Genomic DNA, 18,207 nt, shown 5'->3' with positions numbered 1-18,207 from the left:
CTATTTTAGCTGCAATACTTATCAACGAAACTCTGCAATCCTGCCTGATATCCTGCTCCTACCGCCTGAAATCTCCACTCTCCATTCTTTCTATACAAGCGACCAAATTCTACAGCAGTCTCTCGCGAAAAATTCTCTTTTAATTCATAGCGAACAAGTTCTTTTTCTGTATCCAAATTGTAAATTTTGATAAAAGCCTTTTTTATATTGCTAAAATTTGCATTAATTTTTTCTGCTTCGTGAATAGTGACAACAAAAGTTATTTCCTCAATTTCAGGATTAACTCTTTTTAAGATAACGCCGTAAATCGTTTTATTCTCTTGAGTTCGGTTGTTTTTATCTCGAATCAATTGCAGTACCGAACTGTCACCGGATTGCAGATTATTGTAAAAGATAAAATATTTATCGTTAGGGATTTTGCCGTCAGCACCTAGCATAAAGGCAGAGACATCAATCTCGTAGCTTTGTCCTGCCTCTGTCACCTGCCAACCTAGGGCGATCGCCATTTTTTTTAAACCGGGCGCTTCTTTAGAGATGTTAAATCTTTCACCCTTACTTAATTGCATTGCCATCTGCTTATTTGTTAAACATCAAACTTTATAGCGTTCATGTTAATATTAAGTGGGACAATAACTTTTCTTCTTTAAGAAAACTTAATATTTTGTCTCTGTTAGTGAGCATCATTAAAAATAAGTGCTACCGCTCTCCGAATTTATTGAGATTTACTGAGAGAGAATTAGGTAAGCAAAAACCGGGCTTTCTACAAAACCCGGTTTCAACAATTGAACTTAATTTTAGTCTAATTTTGAGCATTTTCAGAACTAGGTGGCAGCGTCACAAAATTACCAAAAGCTCCAACCGTTTGATAGCTTTTTTTGCCTAATTCAGTTGTGTAAATACTGACTACACCTAAATTTTGACGCTGCGTTGTATTGTCGAGCAAGCTTTCGATCGTGTCCCGCTGCGAAGTCAGCAAATTTTTGCAACTGCCGATTAAAGTATCTGTAATGCCGCTCAAAGCTTTGGGCACGCGAGAATCTTTGCACACAGTGCTTTCCAACTCGGTTTGGAGTACGCCGGAAGCATAAGTTAGGTATTTGTCTCTCCCAGGATTTGTAAATGCCATGCCGGCGGCCAGAAGAGTCAGAGCCATCGCGACTTTTCCCACATTGCCGAAAAAATTAGAAGTTGACTTGTTAGTATTCATTGCGTTATCAATAATCATTTTTTTAACCCCGTTGATTTATAAGCTTCTCTTGATTTAAACTACACCTCCTCAGAAACAGATTTCCGAAAGGAGGGGACAGTTTTTAGATTGGAGGCCAGTTGCGAGTAAGTCTCTCACTGGTTTACCTTCCTTTTACGTTTCTCCCTCCCTCAAATCCGGTAAATCTTCAACAAAACATTTAGCTGGTTCCCAGGCACAGCCTGGGGACGAGGAATTTAAACTTAGTTTCGCTGTGATTTTTGCCTCTCTATCTCCCGCTGCAACTCTTCAATTTGACGGCGCAAAGCCTCCGTCTCGCTATTAGGCGTTTGCGACTTCACATCAACCGCACCCTCAGCTACCGCCCGCTTGTAGTTCCCTAGCTTAATTTGGCGGTATTCCTCGGAACTTGCCCAGTCTCGCAAATACCTCAGCCTTTCCACCGGGAAAGGGTGACTCAGCATCACGCCCTGGCCGCCGTTGTAAAGTAAAAACTTATACACTTGGTTGAGATTGTCTCGATCGAGTTCTTGATAGTTGTCAGACTGGCGGATAAATTCTTGCAAACTGCATTGGTCAGCATATTTACTGCTAACCCCCGCAAGTTTCATCATCGTCTTCATCACACCGTTCAAGTCATCCGTCACCAACAAAGCCGCCCGATCCGCCGACAATTCTGCCTTGCGCCGCCACTCGTAAAAAGCGAAAATTAAACCGCTACCGACCATATTTCCCAGCCCGAAAGTCATCTCGCCAATTGTCGAGGCGACGCTCATCGCCCACATCGCCATTTGATTTAAAGTTGGATGGCCGCATTTAATGTGTCCCAACTCGTGAGCCAAGACTACCCGCAGTTCTGCTTCGTCCAACAAGTCTAAAAGACCAGTGTTTAATTCTACATAAGGCTGGTTTTTTCCCAGGGCATAGCTGTTAACCGAGGGATTCTGAGAAACAAACAAACCCGGTTCTGGAAAAATATCTAAAGCCTGCACGCACTCCCGAAATATATGATAAATGCTGGCATATTGGCGGGGCCCAACTTGAATGCTATTTCCCATTAGGTAAACGAATTGCGGTCGTTCGTAGACAAATTCTACAAATTTGCTGGCAATTAAGTCAAATCCAGGCACGCTTCGCAGCGCTTCCTCAGCTTGGCGATCGAGGGGATGTTGAAAAGCTTCGCTAGAAATTCCAGTATAAGTAGGCATAGTTGTTGCAAAAATTACATTTAAGATATCAGTATTGCCGATCGCTGCTGGTGCTAGCTGGCGCCTGACTTATCAATATTACCGCGACAAATATTGAACTGTTGTGGAACAGGCCGGAAAGCCTGTTCAAATTAGCGTTAAAATTGTGATTCTGGTACAGGCGCGATCGACAAACATCTTTCACAGTGCCTGTGTATCGCCTCACCCAAAAATTGGAACGTGCAAAAATGGCTATCCTGCGACTCGAAAACGGTACAACCTACACTCAACAAAGCGACATTACCCGAGAACTCGGTTCCTTAAACATTCAACTCAACCGCTGGCCCGTGGGTGACAGCGCTGAAATTCAAAATTTGTTAGCTAAAGATGCTCTTGACGACAATCAAAAAGAGCAAGTGCTGCAAGCCCTCGACGGCTACTTTCAACAATTGTCGGAAAGTGCAGGCTATCAGGATCGCGACTTAATTGTACTGCACCCAGACATTCCGAACCTCGACACCATGCTGTCCAAATTCGATAAGTGCCACATCCACGCCGATGATGAAGTCCGCTATATCGTAGCAGGCGAGGGCATTTTCGGCTTCGTGCGGCCCGACGGCAGCCAAGTCGAACTCACAGTGCAGCCGGAAGAATTTATCAACGTGCCGGCGAATACAGAACACTGGTTTTATTTGACAGCAGCCCGGAGAATTAAAGCGGTGCGCTATTTTATCACCAAAGAAGGCTGGACGCCGGAGTATACCGATACGGAAATTCGATCGCGTTTAGCTGCTGTTTGAACAGAGTTGACGGTTGACGGTTGACGGTTGACAGTTGACAGTTGACAGTTGACGGCAATCTTCAAACCATCTAAAAATCCTCAAATCCCGCATCAAATTTTGTGGTTTGAAGATTGCAATATGCTCAAAGCAACCGCCTCCGCCACCTTAATCCCATCAATCCCCGCCGACAGGATTCCACCCGCATATCCTGCACCTTCCCCAGCAGGATAAAGACCTTCTGTATTCAAACTCTGATAATCTTCCTTGCGTTTAATCCGAATCGGTGAAGAAGTGCGCGTTTCCACCCCAGTCAAAACCGCATCATCCATCGCAAATCCTTTAATCTGCTTGTCAAAAGCCGGAAGTGCTTCGCGGATAGCTGCGATCGCATAATCTGGCAAACTTTCGCTCAAATCAGTCATCACAACTCCCGGCGTATAAGACGGCTGCACAGCGCCCAGCGCCGTGGAAGGGCGATTCGCCAAAAAATCCCCCACAAGCTGCCCAGGGGCGTTGTAAGTGCCACCACCTAACTCAAATGCCCGTTCTTCTAAGCGACGCTGAAACTCAATTCCGGCTAAGGGATGACCGGGATAATCCTCAGGCGTGATACCCACCACAATCCCGCTGTTAGCATTGCGTTCATTGCGAGAATATTGACTCATCCCATTAGTAACAAGTCGCCCCGGTTCTGACGCAGCCGCCACTACCAAACCACCGGGACACATACAGAAACTATATACAGAACGGCTGTTTTGGCAATGGTGAACCAGTTTGTAATCGGCGGCACCCAAAAGCTTATGGCCGGCCCGATCGCCAAAACGACAGCGATCGATAATAGTTTGGGGATGTTCCACCCGAAAACCAATAGAAAAAGGTTTTGCCTCGATGTAAACCCCGCGCGAAAACAACATTTCAAAAGTATCGCGGGCGCTGTGTCCCACCGCCATAACTATATAATTACTAGCAATATATTCTCCGCTGGCAAGGGTAAGTCCCTGCACTTTTCCATGTTCGATGTGGATATCTTCTACACGACTTTGAAACCGAATTTCTCCGCCTAATGCTTCAATTTGGGCGCGTAGACTTTGGACAATTCCCACCAATTTGAACGTGCCAATATGCGGTTTATTAATATATAAAATTTCCGGTGAAGCTCCTGCATTCACAAGTTCCGTCAACACCTTCCGCCCATAATGCTGAGGATCTTTAACTTGGCTGTAGAGCTTGCCATCGGAAAAAGTACCCGCACCACCTTCGCCAAACTGAGCGTTAGATTCTGGGTTGAATTCTGCTTTTTTCTTCCAAAATCCAAAGGTATCAACCGTGCGATCGCGCACTGCTTTTCCGCGTTCTAAAAGGATGGGGCGAAACCCCATTTGTGCCAGCATCAGACCTGCAAACATCCCGCACGGCCCTGTACCAATCACAATGGGGCGAATCGTCAAATTGCTGGGGGCTTCGGCTACATAGCGATAATTCGTGTCTGGCGTCAGCATCACATGAGGATCTTTTTTGAAGCGTTGGAGAAGTTGCTTTTCCTGTGTCGTCTCTACATCCACAATATAGACAAGGAGGATTTCTGCTTTTTTACGAGCATCGTAGCTGCGCTTGAAGATGGAATAGCTGAGCAATTCTTCGGGGGGAATTTGCAGCTTTTTGACTATGGCACTGGCGATCGCATCTTCAGGATGATCGAGGGGGAGTTTTATTTCGGTTATTCGTAACATATAGCGGAAGGAAGAAGGAAGAAGGAAGGAAGAAGGAAGAAGGAAGAAGGAAGGAAGGAAGAAGGAAGAATCAAAATCCCGAACAGAAGTATTATAACTATTTAACCGGACATCCTATGGGCGATCGTCCTCGGTCGATCAATTTTTAATTTTTGAGTGGATAATTGAAGAAGCGTTATAATAAACAAAAAATTAAGTTTTGTAAAGACCCTTGACTGCAACATTTACACCCAAAAACAGCCGCACCTGGCACGCTCTCAACCCCCTGTGGCAAGGAGCAGAAGACGCAGTACAGAAGGGTTTGCCCCACACCAAGCTCGCACCGGCGTGGCAAATACTGCTCCTGGGCGACGGTTCCCCCACCCGTCACCTGCAACTACTGACAGGGGAACCCACAGAAGTTGATGTCATCGATATGTCTTTAGTGGGTGAAGACGCAGACGGCGCGCCCCAGCAAATTGTCGCGGTTCCGGGGCCGCGCCTGCGCCGACAAGTGTGGCTGCGAACAGCTTCTGGACAGCGTTTAGCCTATGCGACTTCTTGGTGGGAAGCGAGCCACGTAGACGAATATTTACAAAATAAATCTTTGCCAATTTGGGCTAGTTTAGCGAGACTGCGGACAGAATTGTATCGCGATGTGCAGGGCATTTATTGCGGTAATTCGGCTGCTTTGGAATCAGCGTTTGAAGAGTCGGGGCCTTTTTGGGGACGACACTATTTGTTTTGGCATCACGGGAAGCCATTGACTCTGATTTATGAGGTTTTTTCTCCTTATTTAACTAAGTATTTGGGGCCGATGCAATTGGATGTGGATTGAGACTGAGATCTTGCACCATTATCAATCAGGCTTTCAGGGCGGGCTAGAAGCCCAACCCCTACTCCCCACAATAAAATTCATCTCTTGTGGAACAGGCCGAAAAGCCTGTTCTCAAGAAGAAGAGGAATATCAGGAGGGTGTATAACTGAAGGTTCTACTTATTTCATTGTTGTTCGACGAAATTTTACTCGCAAACCGTCGCGGGGATGCGGAGTCGGTACTGCGATCAAATTCAAATCTTGATCGGGTAAAAGTTCCCATTCAAACTCCCGAACAATCTTTGCCGCAAACAACTTCATCTCTAACCGGGCAAATTCTTTGCCCAAACATTCCCGCAAACCTCCACCAAATGGCACGTAACTGAACGGTTTAGCCGATCGCTCGGAGTTAAATCGATCGGGGTCGAAGCGATCGGGTTCAGGATAAAGTTGACTATCCTGATGGGTTTGATTAATCTGAGAAAGTACAGTCCAACCCTTTGGAATTTCATAGCCGCCGAACTCACAAGCATTAATGACTGTCCGAAAAATACCTCCCACTGGTGGAACTAAACGCAGCACTTCTTGCAGCACCTGTTCTAAATAGGTCATTTGTTTGAGTTGTTCCAAGGTTAGGGGTTCCGTAGCGGGGAACTGCTGCTGTTCGGTGCGGACTTTTGCCATCACATCGGGATGTTGAGCTAGGAGAAGGCAAAAAGAGGCGATCGCCGAAGTTAAAGTTTCGTGTCCCGCAAACAGCAGCAACAGCACTTGATCTTTTAACTCATCCAAACTCAAACTATTTCCCTCGTCATCGCGAGCAGAAATCAGCAAACTCAAAGCATCATTGCCACTCGCGGTTCCTTGTTGTCTGTCTCGAATAATATTTTCAAGTTCTGCCAACAGCAGCTTGCGGCACTTTTTCGCCTTGCCAAACTGAGTCCAAGGCACATCTAAAGGAATCGAAAATAAACCATTACACCAAGTTTCAAAATAATGTCCTAGCGCCGTTTCCGCACCATTATCAATCCCAACCAACAACTTACCCGCCACATCAAAAGTATAATTTCTCAGTTCAGGATACCAAGTCATGGTTTCCATTTTGACCCATTTTTCCAAATAGCGCTGAGTGATATTTTCCATCGCGCCGATGTAGCCTGCCAAAGCTCGTGGCTGAAACGCTTGGTACAGCAACTTGCGCCGATTTTGGTGGTTAGCACCCGTTTGTAATGCCAAGGAAAGGGACCCTAAAAGCGCTCTCGTGCTGGGAGGCCAAGTCACAACAAAATATCGGTTGTCATTGCTTAAAACAAACAAATTAGCCTCTGGGCCACGCATAAACACGGTAGGCTGTCCGAAAATGCTGGTTTTGAAAAGGGACCCGTACTGCTGGTGGCGTTTTTTGGCGAATTGGGAATCTTGCAAAAACTTGAGGGTATCGCCAATTAGCGGTAAACCGAAACTGCCGGGAGGTAATGCCATTTGAGATTTGAGATTTGAGATTTGAGATTTTTAATATCATATCAATTTTAGTTGGAGGGTGGGCAATACGCACCAGACAAATTTATGATAAAATAACTTTTCTCTAGTTGTAGCCTTTAGGGTGCGTCAGTCTTAAGGTTAGTACAAAAAAATCTGGTTTTCCCACTGAAGATTCTTAGTATTTTTGCCGAAAAACAAATTTAAGTTTCGGCCCTTTTAATCGGAATCTCGATTATAAATTCAGTGCCTTTCCCCACCACCGATAAACACTTAATTTCACCTTTATGTTTTTCGACAATAATTGAATGGGAAATCGCTAAACCCATTCCCGTTCCTGAACCGATCCGTTTGGTAGTATAGAATGGGTCAAATATTCGTTGCTTAACTCGATCGGTGATACCGGCACCGTTATCAGCAATTCTAATCACAGCGAGAGTACCTTCTACCTCTGTACGAATGCGGATAATTCCCGGATTTTCTAGCGGTTCTTGTAACACGTCAATAGCGTTAGCAATAATATTCATAAACACCTGATTCAAGAGTCCGGCGTAGCACTCCACCAGTGGCAATTTTCCGTATTCTTTAACGATTTGAATTGCGGGGCGATGGTACTCCGTACCCGCTAGGCTATCGGGCTGAACTTTCAGACGGTGTTCTAAAATCATCAATGTGCTGTCGATGCCTTCGTGAATGTTAACCTTTTTCATGTCAGATTCATCGAGGCGAGAGAAATTCCGCAAACTCCGCACGATATCCCGGATGCGAGTAGCTCCCACCTGCATAGAAGACAGCATTTTAGGCAAGTCATCTAGCACAAAATCCAGCTCTAAAACTTCTATTTCCTCCTGAATCGCTGGAGAAGGTTCCGGGTATTCATCTCGATACATTTGCAGCAGTTTCATCAGGTTTCTAGTGTATTCTTCTGTGTAGGTAAGATTGCCGAAAATAAAGCTGACCGGGTTATTGATTTCGTGGGCAATTCCTGCTACCATCTGACCGAGACTCGACATTTTTTCTGCCTGCACGAGCTGAGTTTGAGCTTGCTGGAGTTCGCACAGAGTTACTTCGAGTTTGGCAGCTTGTTCTTGTGCTATCCGAGCTGAATCGACGCTTTTAGTGTAAAGTTCAGATTGACTGATGGCGATCGCCAATTGAGCGCCAATTACCTCCATTAACTCCACTTCCTCTTTTGTCCACTTGCGAACCTCCCTGCAAGAAACGCAGCTAACAACACCAGTTAAACCTCCGGCACTTTTAATCGGCAAATCCAAAACAGACTTGCAACCAACCTGCAAAAAGAATTCCCTTTCTACTGGATCGCTGAAAGTTGCAACATCATCTATTTGATAAACTTCCAAATTAGCGATTTTTTGCGGCAGCGTACCCCTTATGTCAGCAGGGTAATAACCCAAAAGCGAGAATAAATCATCATTTTTAGATTCGTGGACGACATCCCAAGCAGGTGGCGAAGCGTCGGGCAAATACCAGATAAACACACAGCGATCGACTTGCAGCAAGTCGCGAATTTGCTGCACAGTTGTTGCTAAAATAGTACCTAAATCCAGAGATTCGCGGATATTGCTAGCTAGCTGGTTCAGCAGCGCTTCCTGCTCCGCTAATTTGCGGAATCTCGCTTCCGACTTTTGCAACTGTCTTTGAGATTCTTTTTGTTTTGTAACGTCCAAACCCAAACCGATTAAGCCGATCGCGTTTCCAAAATCATCTTTGACCTTAGTTTTAATGGTCTCCAAATAATGTTTTTTACCATCAGCAAGCTCCATCGCTTCTTCAGCATAACAGGGAATATCTTGGCTCCACGCTTGCGCGTCAGATTCCATGCACGTAGCAGATGCTTCTAATCCCAAAACTTCCGAATAGTGAGATGCTGCTAAAAATCTTGATTCAGGTATAGCCACATCTTCGCAGAAAGTTTTGTTAATTAATAACATCCGCCCGCTAGCATTTGTCAGCCATACCCAGATCGGAGCGTTGTCAATAATTGCCCTCAAAGTTTGCTGTTGTCTGGCGAGAGCTTCTTCTGTTTGTTTGCGCTTAATTCCCAGGGCTATCGCATCGGCACTTGATGCCAAAGCAGCCAGCGTTGATTCGTTCAACTCCTGGCGAGCAAACATCGCCATTACTCCCAACAACTGATTGTCAACAATTAGCGGATATCCAGCAAAAGCCACCATTCCTTCTCGTTTCGTCCATTCTTTGTCCTGGACTCGGGGATCTTCTTGCACAAAATTAGTGATGTGAGGTTTTCGCTCCAGGGCGATTAAACCAATTTTGAATTTACCGACAGCAATGCGGCTGTGAGCGCCGTCAATGTGAGTATATATCCCCGCGCTTGCTTGCAGTTCCAATACATTGCCCTCTTCATTCAGCGTCCAAATCCGAGCAAACGCAGCATCCAAATTGCACACAACTGCATCGCTGCAATATTGCAAAGTTGCAAGCAAAGTCTGGTTTTGAGTTAGAGCAATTCCCACAGCTGCAGTGAATAGAGAAAGTTTCAATTGTTCTGCTAAAGCTTGTTCTGCTATTTTGCGCTCTGTAATGTCTGTAGCAGCACCGAGACGCTGCTTAATTTTTCCCTCCTCTGTTCTGCTAAATACAATATTGCGGCCCACTAACCAATGCCAACAATTCTGTCGATCGCGCACCCGATATTCGTACTCAATAACTTCGCCGTCGGGAGCATTTTCTAATTGCTGAAAATATCCGGGAAATTTAGCTAAGTCGTCAGGGTGGATGATGGTGGGCAGTAGATTGCTCCCCATGTTTTCAACTTCTTCGGCGGTATAGCCGAGGATGTCACTGATTTCGCGGTTGCTGTAGACATTTCGCTGCTCGCTTTCATCGTAAACAAAGAGAAGATTCGGACTGGTATTGGCAATTCGCTCAACAAAACGCTGACTCTCTTGCAGCGCTGCTTCTGCTTGTTTTTGAGCGGTAATGTCGCGGCCGACACCATACATCAATTCTTCCTCCCAGAAACGGCTACCAGTCCAGGCTATCCACTTGTAAGAACCGTTCCGACAGCGCCAGCGGTTTTCAAACCCAACGGTATTATTCCCCGCAGCAATACTTTCAGCTTCTTTTAAAGTAGCTTCGCGATCGTCTGGATGCACGAATTCGAGGAAGAGTTGGCCAATCATTTCTCCTGGGGAATAGCCGAGTATTTTTTCTGCTGCTGGGTTGATGAGTGTTATATAACCGTCAAAACTAAGGACGCACAGCATATCTGGCGAGAGGCTAAAAAAGCGATCGCCCGCGTTAGGTGGGCTGGAGGGGCGATCATTTTGGGCTACGACAGCAGAGGCGTTTGAGCCGGCCGATACCGCTAAAAAGACAATATTTGCTATTGCCAAAAATCCCAGGGCGAGTTGGCTATCGTAGAAATTATCACCGCTGTTAGCTACGAGCCACCCGTTTAAGAGAAGCAGTACAATTATCAAAATTGAGAATACACTGCCAGGGGCGATCGTCGCTAGGCGCATTTTTTTTTCATACTGCTTTCTAGATTCTGCTTTTTGTATTGTGGTGACTGCTGCCGTAATTTTTGTCCACAACACTTGCAGCAATTTCACCTTAGTGCTTTTGAATTCTTCTAGTTGAACTGAATGTTTCATTCTTTTAATCTAGAGTTACTTTGAGTTGTGCTGATTTAAAAATTACAATAAAGATGTTTAAATATTATAATTATTTCTTATTTTGAGAGTTCTAGTATTGAATAATTACGTAAATTTACAATAGTCCGGACACTTTTCAATCACTAACCGCATAATGAGGGTTTCAGCCTTCTCAGCGAGGTCAAATGCTAACGGTAGAATGAGGGTTTCAGTCTCTGAATCAAAAACTGTCCGGAGTATTGAATTTTACGCAACACGAGGCGATAATTAAGTGTATTTACGGGAGTAGCAACCAATCTCTTTTTAGCTGGGGTACGCATTTTCTAATTTTTCCGACTCATCGAGAGAGTTTACTTATAACATTACGCGACATATAGTTGTTAGTCATTGGACATTTGGCCTAATTTAGCTAGTCCTGGACGCAGAAACTCGTACTCCTGGCTGCAGAACCTAATTATGTAGGCTGCGCCTGAAGCTTCTTACTGCGTTAAAGTATCGTGTTATACCTCACTTTTTGCATCTAGAAATAACAGGGTTTGATTTAGGAAAATACTGGGTGAAGCGCCCGGGCTTTGGGTTAAAAAACCCGGGATATTCGTCAAGTTCAAGCAGGTTGAATTTGACCATAAATTATGAAGTTAAAATAGATATCAACTGCTAATTTGTGAATATAAAATCAACAAAATCTTCGTAACAGTTTTTCGTTGCCCGATATGTTCGCGCGGCAGCCCTAATTAGTACAGGATTTACGCACAGCCTCAATATAGCAATTCTCGCATCATTTGTGAATTTCTTACGGACTCAGAGCGGGTTTGGGGTCGGGTAAAAAATTTACGACTCCTGCAAGGATTGCTATATATAATGTTTTGTAGGGAAAAACCCCCGTGGTTCCCCCCATACCTGGGATGATTGCATAAGTCCTATAGTAATTCGGAAGTTGTACGATCGCGTAGCCGAAGTATTGGTAACGGGCAATTGGTACTTGATACGAGTTTAAAACACTAGATATCAATTTTGTTCTGATTCATCTGCAGGCGATGGGGACCAAGCAGCTTGGCGACCTAGTTGCTGTTGCCGAATTCGCTCCAAATTCCCTGCTGGAATAGCAGCTATGAGTTGCCGCGTGTAAGCTTGCTGCGGTTGGCGGTAAATGCGCTCGGCAGTGCCAATTTCCTCGATTTTACCTTTGTTCATGACGATCGCGCGATCGCTCATAAACTTAACCACGCTCAAATCGTGAGAAATAAAAATATAAGTCAGTCCAAACTCTGTTTGCAACTCCTTCAGCAAATTTAAAACTTGCGCCTGCACCGACACATCTAATGCCGAAACCGACTCATCGCAAATAATAAACTTAGGATTCAAAGCCAAAGCTCTAGCAATACAAATTCGCTGCCGCTGTCCCCCGGAAAACTCGTGAGGGTAGCGCCGCATAAAATCGGGATTTAAACCCACTCTCTCCAACAAATAAGCCGCGCGCTCGCGCTGTTCTTTCTGGTTCTTACCAAAGCGGTGAATCACCATCGGTTCCATCACCGCATCCCCAACATTTAGGCGCGGATCGAGAGAGCTAAAAGGGTCTTGAAAAATAATTTGCATATCGCGCCGCAGCCACCGCAATTTGCGATCGTACTCTTTTTGCATCCGATAATTAGCCAGCCACTGCGGTGCCGAACTATTTTTGGCGGGAGGCGTAATTTCTTGGCCTTCAAAAAACACTTTACCGCTGGCCGCCGGAATTAATTGCAGCAAAGCTCTCGCCAAAGTTGATTTGCCGCAGCCCGACTCGCCCACCAAACCCAAAGTCTCGCCCGGATAAACCTCAAAAGAAATATCGTTTACCGCCATAAATAAGCGTTTGGTTTCGCCAAACATTCCCTGCACCGGAAAACCGACGCGCAAGTTATTAACAGCTAGCAAAGGGCCGGAAATATGCGGCAGCCGAGGCGGTTTTCCTATTGCAAAAGCAGGATTTCCCCCGCTGCTGTCGCCGTCTAAATCGGCATTTTTCTCGACAATTACCAATTCGCCGCTAGCATTTGTGGTGACATCCATAAAATCGGAAACTGTCGGCAAGCGGCGCAGTTGGCGATCGAGAGTTGGGCGGCAAGCTAATAAACCTTTTGTGTAAGGATGTTGGGGGTTGCTGAAAATTTGTTCGATCGCACCGCACTCAACAATCTTGCCTCGGTACATCACCGCCACCGTATCGCCAATTTCAGCAATGACACCCAAATCGTGGGTAATAAAAATCATTGCCATGCCTCTAGAGTCCCGCAACTCCCGCAGCAAAGCTAAGATTGTTGCCTGCACGGTTACGTCCAAAGCTGTTGTCGGTTCATCAGCAATTAATAAAGTTGGATTGCAAGAAATGGCCATTGCAATCATCACGCGCTGGATTTGACCGCCTGAGAGTTCGTGGGGATAGCGATCGAGCATAGCTTGTTTTTGCCCGTTGACGAGCTGCATCAAATCGCGATCGTCCTCCATAACTGCTTGATTCCCCGCAGCAGTCCGGGAATGCTCTCGCCGCAAAGTCAAACACCGCTGCCTGATCTCATCATCGCCGGGTAGCAGCTTCACCTCTTGCAGCAGAGAAGCTGCTTGGCGGCGCGCCTCTGTCTGCGACACCTGTTGGTGCAAACAAATGGCTTCTGTGAGTTGAAATCCGATCGTATAAACGGGATTTAGCGAACTCATCGGCTCTTGAAAAATCGTCGCAATCTGGCTGCCCCGGTATGTTTGTTTTTCCCTGTCCGGCATTTCCAGCAGATTCACAGGCCCATTGCTAGCACCGTCTTTTGTCGGAGAAAACCAAATTTCGCCGTCGATTTTCGTTGACGAACTCGACAGCAAACCCATAACAGCGAGGGATGTTACCGATTTTCCCGATCCCGACTCTCCCACGATGCCCAGAGTTTGCCCTCGCTTGACCTCAAACGAAATGCCGTCAACCGCTTTGACGGTTGCAGACGCATCGCCTGCGTCCGCAGATTGAAATTGAACCCGCAGGTTGCGAACTTCTAGGACGGTTTCACTCATGGAGGTCTATGGCAGCTAAATGGAGATTAAGTGGATTGTAGCAGGGCCTGTTGAGGCAGAAGGCAGTAGGAAGATTTTAAGATTGCTTTGCATAACAGATGGCGAAAGCTAACATTCTTCGCAACGCTTCGCCGTGGATGAGTTTTGAATTTTAAATAATTTATAACTTAAAACTCAAAACTCAGAACTACTAGAGTGCCTTCTGCCTGCGAGTAATTTTCCTCAAAAACCGATGATTTGAGTGTCAGCAGGCAGTGCAGTGGCCTCAGAGACCTTTTTAAACACGGTTGCTTGTTCGTTTAAGGCATTAGGTCTCGCCTGTCCGGGATTGGTGCCTTGCAACTGAAGCCGCATTTGACCTTCGGGAGTCAACTCAAAAACAGTCTCAACGGTTTCTGTGCTGCTGAGACCGACATCAATGTGCATCGGTTTTTCACCGAGATTAACTTTGTACCTCATTTCTTTGGCGCGGGCGGCTCCGTCGGGGCCTTTAGCCATGAGAAACAATTTGCCTTCTGGGGCAAAGACGAAGGTGAAAGACTGACCGGAGGGGACTGTGCCTTGCCATTGGCCTAGGAGTTGCGTGTCGATGTTGCTGGGGGCCGGGGCTGCTGTTTCTTGGGCAATTGTTGGTGCTGCTGCGGATGCAGGGCTAAGTGAGGTGTTGAAGCTAATGAGGATGCCCAAGCAAAGGCTACCTGCGATCGCTTTACCAATCATTTTTGAATTAGACATGAGACCGATCTAAAAATTGGTTATTTGTTTTGTACACTGTAGCGGTAAAACCGTAAATTGTTTAGTTTAAATTTCTTTTATGGGCAGATATAGGTTGAGGTTCAAACCTGCAACGCAGTAGTCATCCCCGGACTAAAGCTTTTCCTGAGCTTGTTGAAGGGTCACGGGGCTTTCATTTTTTTTCTTGTAAAATCCCATACAAATCCGGCTTAAGCTGCACAGTTCGCTGTTCTGAGTAGATTGTTTTTAACTCAAAACAGCTAATTGACTATTGCGTTCGATCGCACATATAGTTTGGCAAGTCGATCGCATTAATAGTCTTTCATCAATTTTTTTCAGGATCGGGTTCGACTCGTTCTGTCGGAGATTCGGGCGCTGGTTCCTGTGGATTTCGCGATCGTTTCATTCGCTCCAATGCCTCTGCGTAAGACCAAGCCACACTCACAAGAAAAGCTTTAGCCATGGCGGACAAATTTTGTGTATCCTCGCTTTCCGGCGCTTCAGCTTTTTGGTTGCCGTCGTTCATCATGTTTTTGTTTTCTCCCGGGCAGATTTTTATAGGGATTTTTTGCAGTCTGCGATCGATACCCACAACTTATGAATTTTCTTGCACCGCACCCTAATTATCTTTGAGGATATGACCTTGATTACCACGGATAATATCATAAATACGCTGATTGAATGACCACATCAGAAAGAAACCTTAACTTCGCTGGTTGCCCGCAGCACAGACTCTTGCAGGAAAGTGCGCTTGTAAGTTTCGATAATTTCATTAATAGCTTGATTTTTTTCAGGACTACTTTCATAAATTAAAATAACTATTTTAGAGTTTTCTCTAATCAGAATACCCGCTCTGTTGAGAAACTGGCCGGAGCCGTCTAATACTGTTAGCCCTTCCCGAAAGCGAGGGGTAATAACTGCCGTGACAAACTCCTGCCATTCGGATTCAGAAATTGTCTCGCCTCCCGGTTTTGTTAAGCCAAAATAGAGTTCATCTTTGAGGAGATTTGTTTGCTTGGCATTAGTATCCGAAGTTTCGGGAAGTTGAGCGCGGGCAATTGTTGCCGGACAAACAGGCAGGATGAACAGCAGGCCAGTCAAGCAAAGACTGTTAAAATGTTTATTCATCAGGAATTACGTGGAACTTCTATATGTAGGGTGCAACCTAAGCGCCTTACCGCTTATTTATTAGTCTAAAGCAAAAGGGACGAAAGTTTCTGTAGTTTGACCTCTAACTCGCATTCCAGGGGCGATCGATGCCACATAAGAGTTTGATTTCAAAACCAGTTTTAACTCATATCTGGCACCATTTTCATGAATAGCCTTTACCGCCTGTTCAACTCATAGTTCAATTTTATTGTGGGTAGTTGCTTCTAGCTCTGTCTTGAAATTGTAATTGAGAATCCTGCAATATCTCATTTTTAACCACCGAGTCTGCTCAAGGGGTTTTTAACGGGAATTTGATTTAATTTAACATAAAATGCTTCCAACTCAAAAACCCAGTTTCTCATGTGAAACTGGGTTTTTGAGCGTTTGTTCTAGTTTATTTATGCTCGACTACTTGATTGCGTCTGTCGTATTAAGTAGCTCAACCTATTTAAACGTCAAACTTTTCAGGTGTTCAGAAACCCGGAAGGGCGAGCACTCTTGGCTGCGCCCCGAAAGCAATCAGGTTTCTCAGTGTTATATTTTTTAGGTGGAGCTACTAATCCTTTAATTCGCGGATACTTCTCTTAGCAGTGTCTTGATACATCTCCCCCATTTCTTTCACGGCTGCTCCTGCCTCTTGGCCAATCTTCTGAGCTCGATCGCCCGGAGAGTCTGAGGTTTCGCGAGCTTCTTGCCTCCATTCCCGCGTTGTTTGGGGTCTTTCAGGATTGTTGAGTTCAGACTTTGAGCTTGCTTGCGTGCCAAAACCTTTGTTAGTGCGTCCCGAATCAACAGTGGTTGTCAGAACCAGAAAACCTACTAGGACAACACTCAAAAAACTCTTAATTTGAAATCCCTTAAGCAGGGAACTGATGCGAGCAATGGCTGTGGAAATCAAATTCATCTCGGTCATACTCCCTAAGTTGATTGGTGATAATTTTCAACATTTTTTCATCTAATTGACTCGCTCCAAAACCAGCAGCTAATGCGAGGTAAAGCCAACTTAGCTTTAACTTCTGATTAACCACCTAAATAGAGTTATAGGTTAGCGATAAAATCTGGTAAACACGCAACCTCTGTGTCAGCCAATTAGCTTTTTCACACATGAATATCACCTTAACAGTCGCACAATACTTCTACCTCTAACTAAAGTCATAACTTAGTTATAAGCAAAAAAAATATTTTTCAGCACAGGGTTAGAGAATTTTTAATCAATCATGCTATGGAGGGCAAATTCTTATTGCAAGCGATCGCCAGTTTTCACGTCAAACCAGTGCAGCAACTGAGGCGGGAAAACCAGCTCTACAATTTCTGAATTCCAGTGGCGGTCATTGGGCAGCAAAGCCCGCACCGTTACTGCGTCCAAACCTTTAACTCGGACGCTAACTAAATTTTGCATTCCCAAGTTTTCTACTAAATAAACCTCACCTTTAATCGCGTCTGAACCCGGCATATTGCCGACCTCAGCATCTGCGAAACCGACGTGTTCCGGGCGAATTCCTAAAACAATTTCTGGCGGCACAGTCGGCATATTTGGGAGTGGAACTCGAAAATCCCCCAACTTAGCAAAATTTCCCTGGCATTTAAGCACGAGCAAATTCATTTGCGGGCTGCCCACAAAACCGGCTACAAACTGATTTGCAGGACGGGTATAAATTAAGTGTGGCGGATCGAGCTGCTGCACGTTGCCGCTGTTGAGAACAGCGACTTTGGTAGAAAGCGTCATTGCTTCGGTTTGGTCGTGAGTTACGTACACTACAGGAGCTTTTTGGGAGGAAAATAATTGTTTGAGTTCTGCCCTAACTTTTTCCCGTAATAATGCGTCGAGATTGCTCAAAGGTTCGTCTAGCAAAAATACTTCCGGTTGGCGCACTAATGCGCGGCCGAGGGCTACTCGCTGTCGCTGTCCGCCTGATAGTTTTCCGGGTTTGCGATCGATTAATTCCGTCAATCCTAGGGATGCTGCAACTTCCGTCACTAACCGATTGATTTCGCTGGAGGGGATTTTGCGAAGTTTGAGGCTCGATGCCATATTCTCGTAGACTGTCATGTGCGGATAAAGCGCGTAACTTTGAAAAACCATTGCAATATCGCGATCGCCCGGTCTGAGATAAGTGACATCGCGATCGCCAATTCTAATCTCGCCTCTAGTTGGCTGTTCTAACCCTGCAATTAACCGCAGTGTCGTAGATTTGCCACACCCCGACGGCCCCAGCAAGGTTAGAAATTCTCCTTCGCTGACATCCAAACTAATGTCTTTTACGGGAACTACTTTAGGGCTGTAGGTTTTATTGAGGTTTTTTAGTTGCAGTTTTGCCATGATTTTTAAAGTGTTGACTGTTGACTGTTGAATGTTGATTATTTACTCGTTACCAGGATCTGCCTGGTCACGCAGATCCGGAGGCTCTGCCTCCAATTTTCTTGTTTAAAAAGCGAGGCAGAGCCTCTAGATATCGGTTCCCA

At 45.3% G+C, this 18,207-nt stretch carries 14 protein-coding genes; 2 read left to right on the top strand and 12 right to left on the bottom strand.

Going from position 1 to position 18,207, the window contains the following annotated elements; genetic code table 11:
- Positions 1–5: 5 nt before the first annotated feature.
- The 3 genes from QUA23_RS00270 to QUA23_RS00260 all read right to left on the bottom strand — a co-directional run bounded on the left by QUA23_RS00270 (position 6) and on the right by QUA23_RS00260 (position 2,415).
- Positions 6–572: a TerD family protein gene (locus QUA23_RS00270; protein WP_333072660.1), complete on the bottom strand. Its 567-nt coding sequence runs from the start codon at positions 570–572 to the stop codon at positions 6–8.
- Positions 573–799: 227 nt separating this feature from the next.
- Positions 800–1,225 carry a DUF4359 domain-containing protein gene (locus tag QUA23_RS00265; RefSeq protein WP_333072658.1) on the bottom strand — a complete coding sequence of 142 codons (426 nt, stop codon included), beginning with the start codon at positions 1,223–1,225 and terminating at the stop codon, positions 800–802.
- Positions 1,226–1,449: 224 nt separating this feature from the next.
- On the bottom strand, positions 1,450–2,415 hold the full coding sequence (locus QUA23_RS00260; protein ID WP_333072657.1) for a M48 family metallopeptidase: 966 nt from the start codon (positions 2,413–2,415) through the stop codon (positions 1,450–1,452).
- Between the two features lie 227 nt (positions 2,416–2,642).
- On the opposite strand from QUA23_RS00260, the gene QUA23_RS00255 reads away from it, so the two are divergent.
- On the top strand, positions 2,643–3,194 hold the full coding sequence (locus QUA23_RS00255) for an acireductone dioxygenase (protein ID WP_333072656.1): 552 nt from the start codon (positions 2,643–2,645) through the stop codon (positions 3,192–3,194).
- Between the two features lie 92 nt (positions 3,195–3,286).
- Here QUA23_RS00255 and QUA23_RS00250 read toward each other — a convergent pair whose 3' ends face one another.
- Positions 3,287–4,906, bottom strand: coding sequence for an NAD(P)/FAD-dependent oxidoreductase (locus QUA23_RS00250; RefSeq protein ID WP_333072654.1), 1,620 nt, complete (start codon positions 4,904–4,906; stop codon positions 3,287–3,289).
- A 211-nt stretch (positions 4,907–5,117) separates the two neighbouring features.
- On the opposite strand from QUA23_RS00250, the gene QUA23_RS00245 reads away from it, so the two are divergent.
- Complete coding sequence (locus QUA23_RS00245; RefSeq protein WP_333072653.1) at positions 5,118–5,723, top strand: chorismate lyase; 606 nt, start codon at positions 5,118–5,120, stop codon at positions 5,721–5,723.
- Positions 5,724–5,881: 158 nt separating this feature from the next.
- Here the strand turns inward: QUA23_RS00245 and QUA23_RS00240 are convergent, their stop codons facing one another.
- The 8 genes from QUA23_RS00240 to QUA23_RS00205 form a co-directional block, all read right to left on the bottom strand.
- On the bottom strand, positions 5,882–7,183 hold the full coding sequence (locus QUA23_RS00240) for a cytochrome P450 (protein WP_333072652.1): 1,302 nt from the start codon (positions 7,181–7,183) through the stop codon (positions 5,882–5,884).
- A 200-nt stretch (positions 7,184–7,383) separates the two neighbouring features.
- On the bottom strand, positions 7,384–10,818 hold the full coding sequence (locus tag QUA23_RS00235; protein WP_333072651.1) for a PAS domain S-box protein: 3,435 nt from the start codon (positions 10,816–10,818) through the stop codon (positions 7,384–7,386).
- Between the two features lie 1,008 nt (positions 10,819–11,826).
- Positions 11,827–13,860 (bottom strand): ABC transporter ATP-binding protein, encoded by a 2,034-nt coding sequence (locus QUA23_RS00230; RefSeq protein WP_333072650.1) that lies wholly within the window; start codon positions 13,858–13,860, stop codon positions 11,827–11,829.
- A gap of 222 nt (positions 13,861–14,082) precedes the next feature.
- On the bottom strand, positions 14,083–14,595 hold the full coding sequence (locus QUA23_RS00225) for a hypothetical protein (RefSeq protein ID WP_333072649.1): 513 nt from the start codon (positions 14,593–14,595) through the stop codon (positions 14,083–14,085).
- Between the two features lie 325 nt (positions 14,596–14,920).
- Positions 14,921–15,124 (bottom strand): hypothetical protein, encoded by a 204-nt coding sequence (locus tag QUA23_RS00220; protein ID WP_333072648.1) that lies wholly within the window; start codon positions 15,122–15,124, stop codon positions 14,921–14,923.
- 161 nt (positions 15,125–15,285) lie between these two features.
- Entirely contained in the window at positions 15,286–15,723 is a 438-nt protein-coding gene (locus QUA23_RS00215; protein WP_333072647.1) for a DUF3574 domain-containing protein, read from the bottom strand.
- 577 nt (positions 15,724–16,300) lie between these two features.
- Complete coding sequence (locus QUA23_RS00210; protein ID WP_333072646.1) at positions 16,301–16,657, bottom strand: hypothetical protein; 357 nt, start codon at positions 16,655–16,657, stop codon at positions 16,301–16,303.
- A gap of 324 nt (positions 16,658–16,981) precedes the next feature.
- Positions 16,982–18,064 (bottom strand): ABC transporter ATP-binding protein, encoded by a 1,083-nt coding sequence (locus QUA23_RS00205; protein WP_333072645.1) that lies wholly within the window; start codon positions 18,062–18,064, stop codon positions 16,982–16,984.
- Positions 18,065–18,207 lie beyond the last annotated feature (143 nt).

It is taken from the genome of Microcoleus sp. Pol1C5, assembly GCF_036701115.1.
In the GTDB taxonomy this organism is placed as follows: domain Bacteria; phylum Cyanobacteriota; class Cyanobacteriia; order Cyanobacteriales; family Microcoleaceae; genus Microcoleus.
The sequence above is the reverse complement of the archived record's forward strand: the minus strand, read 5'-3'. Positions and strand labels throughout refer to the sequence as shown.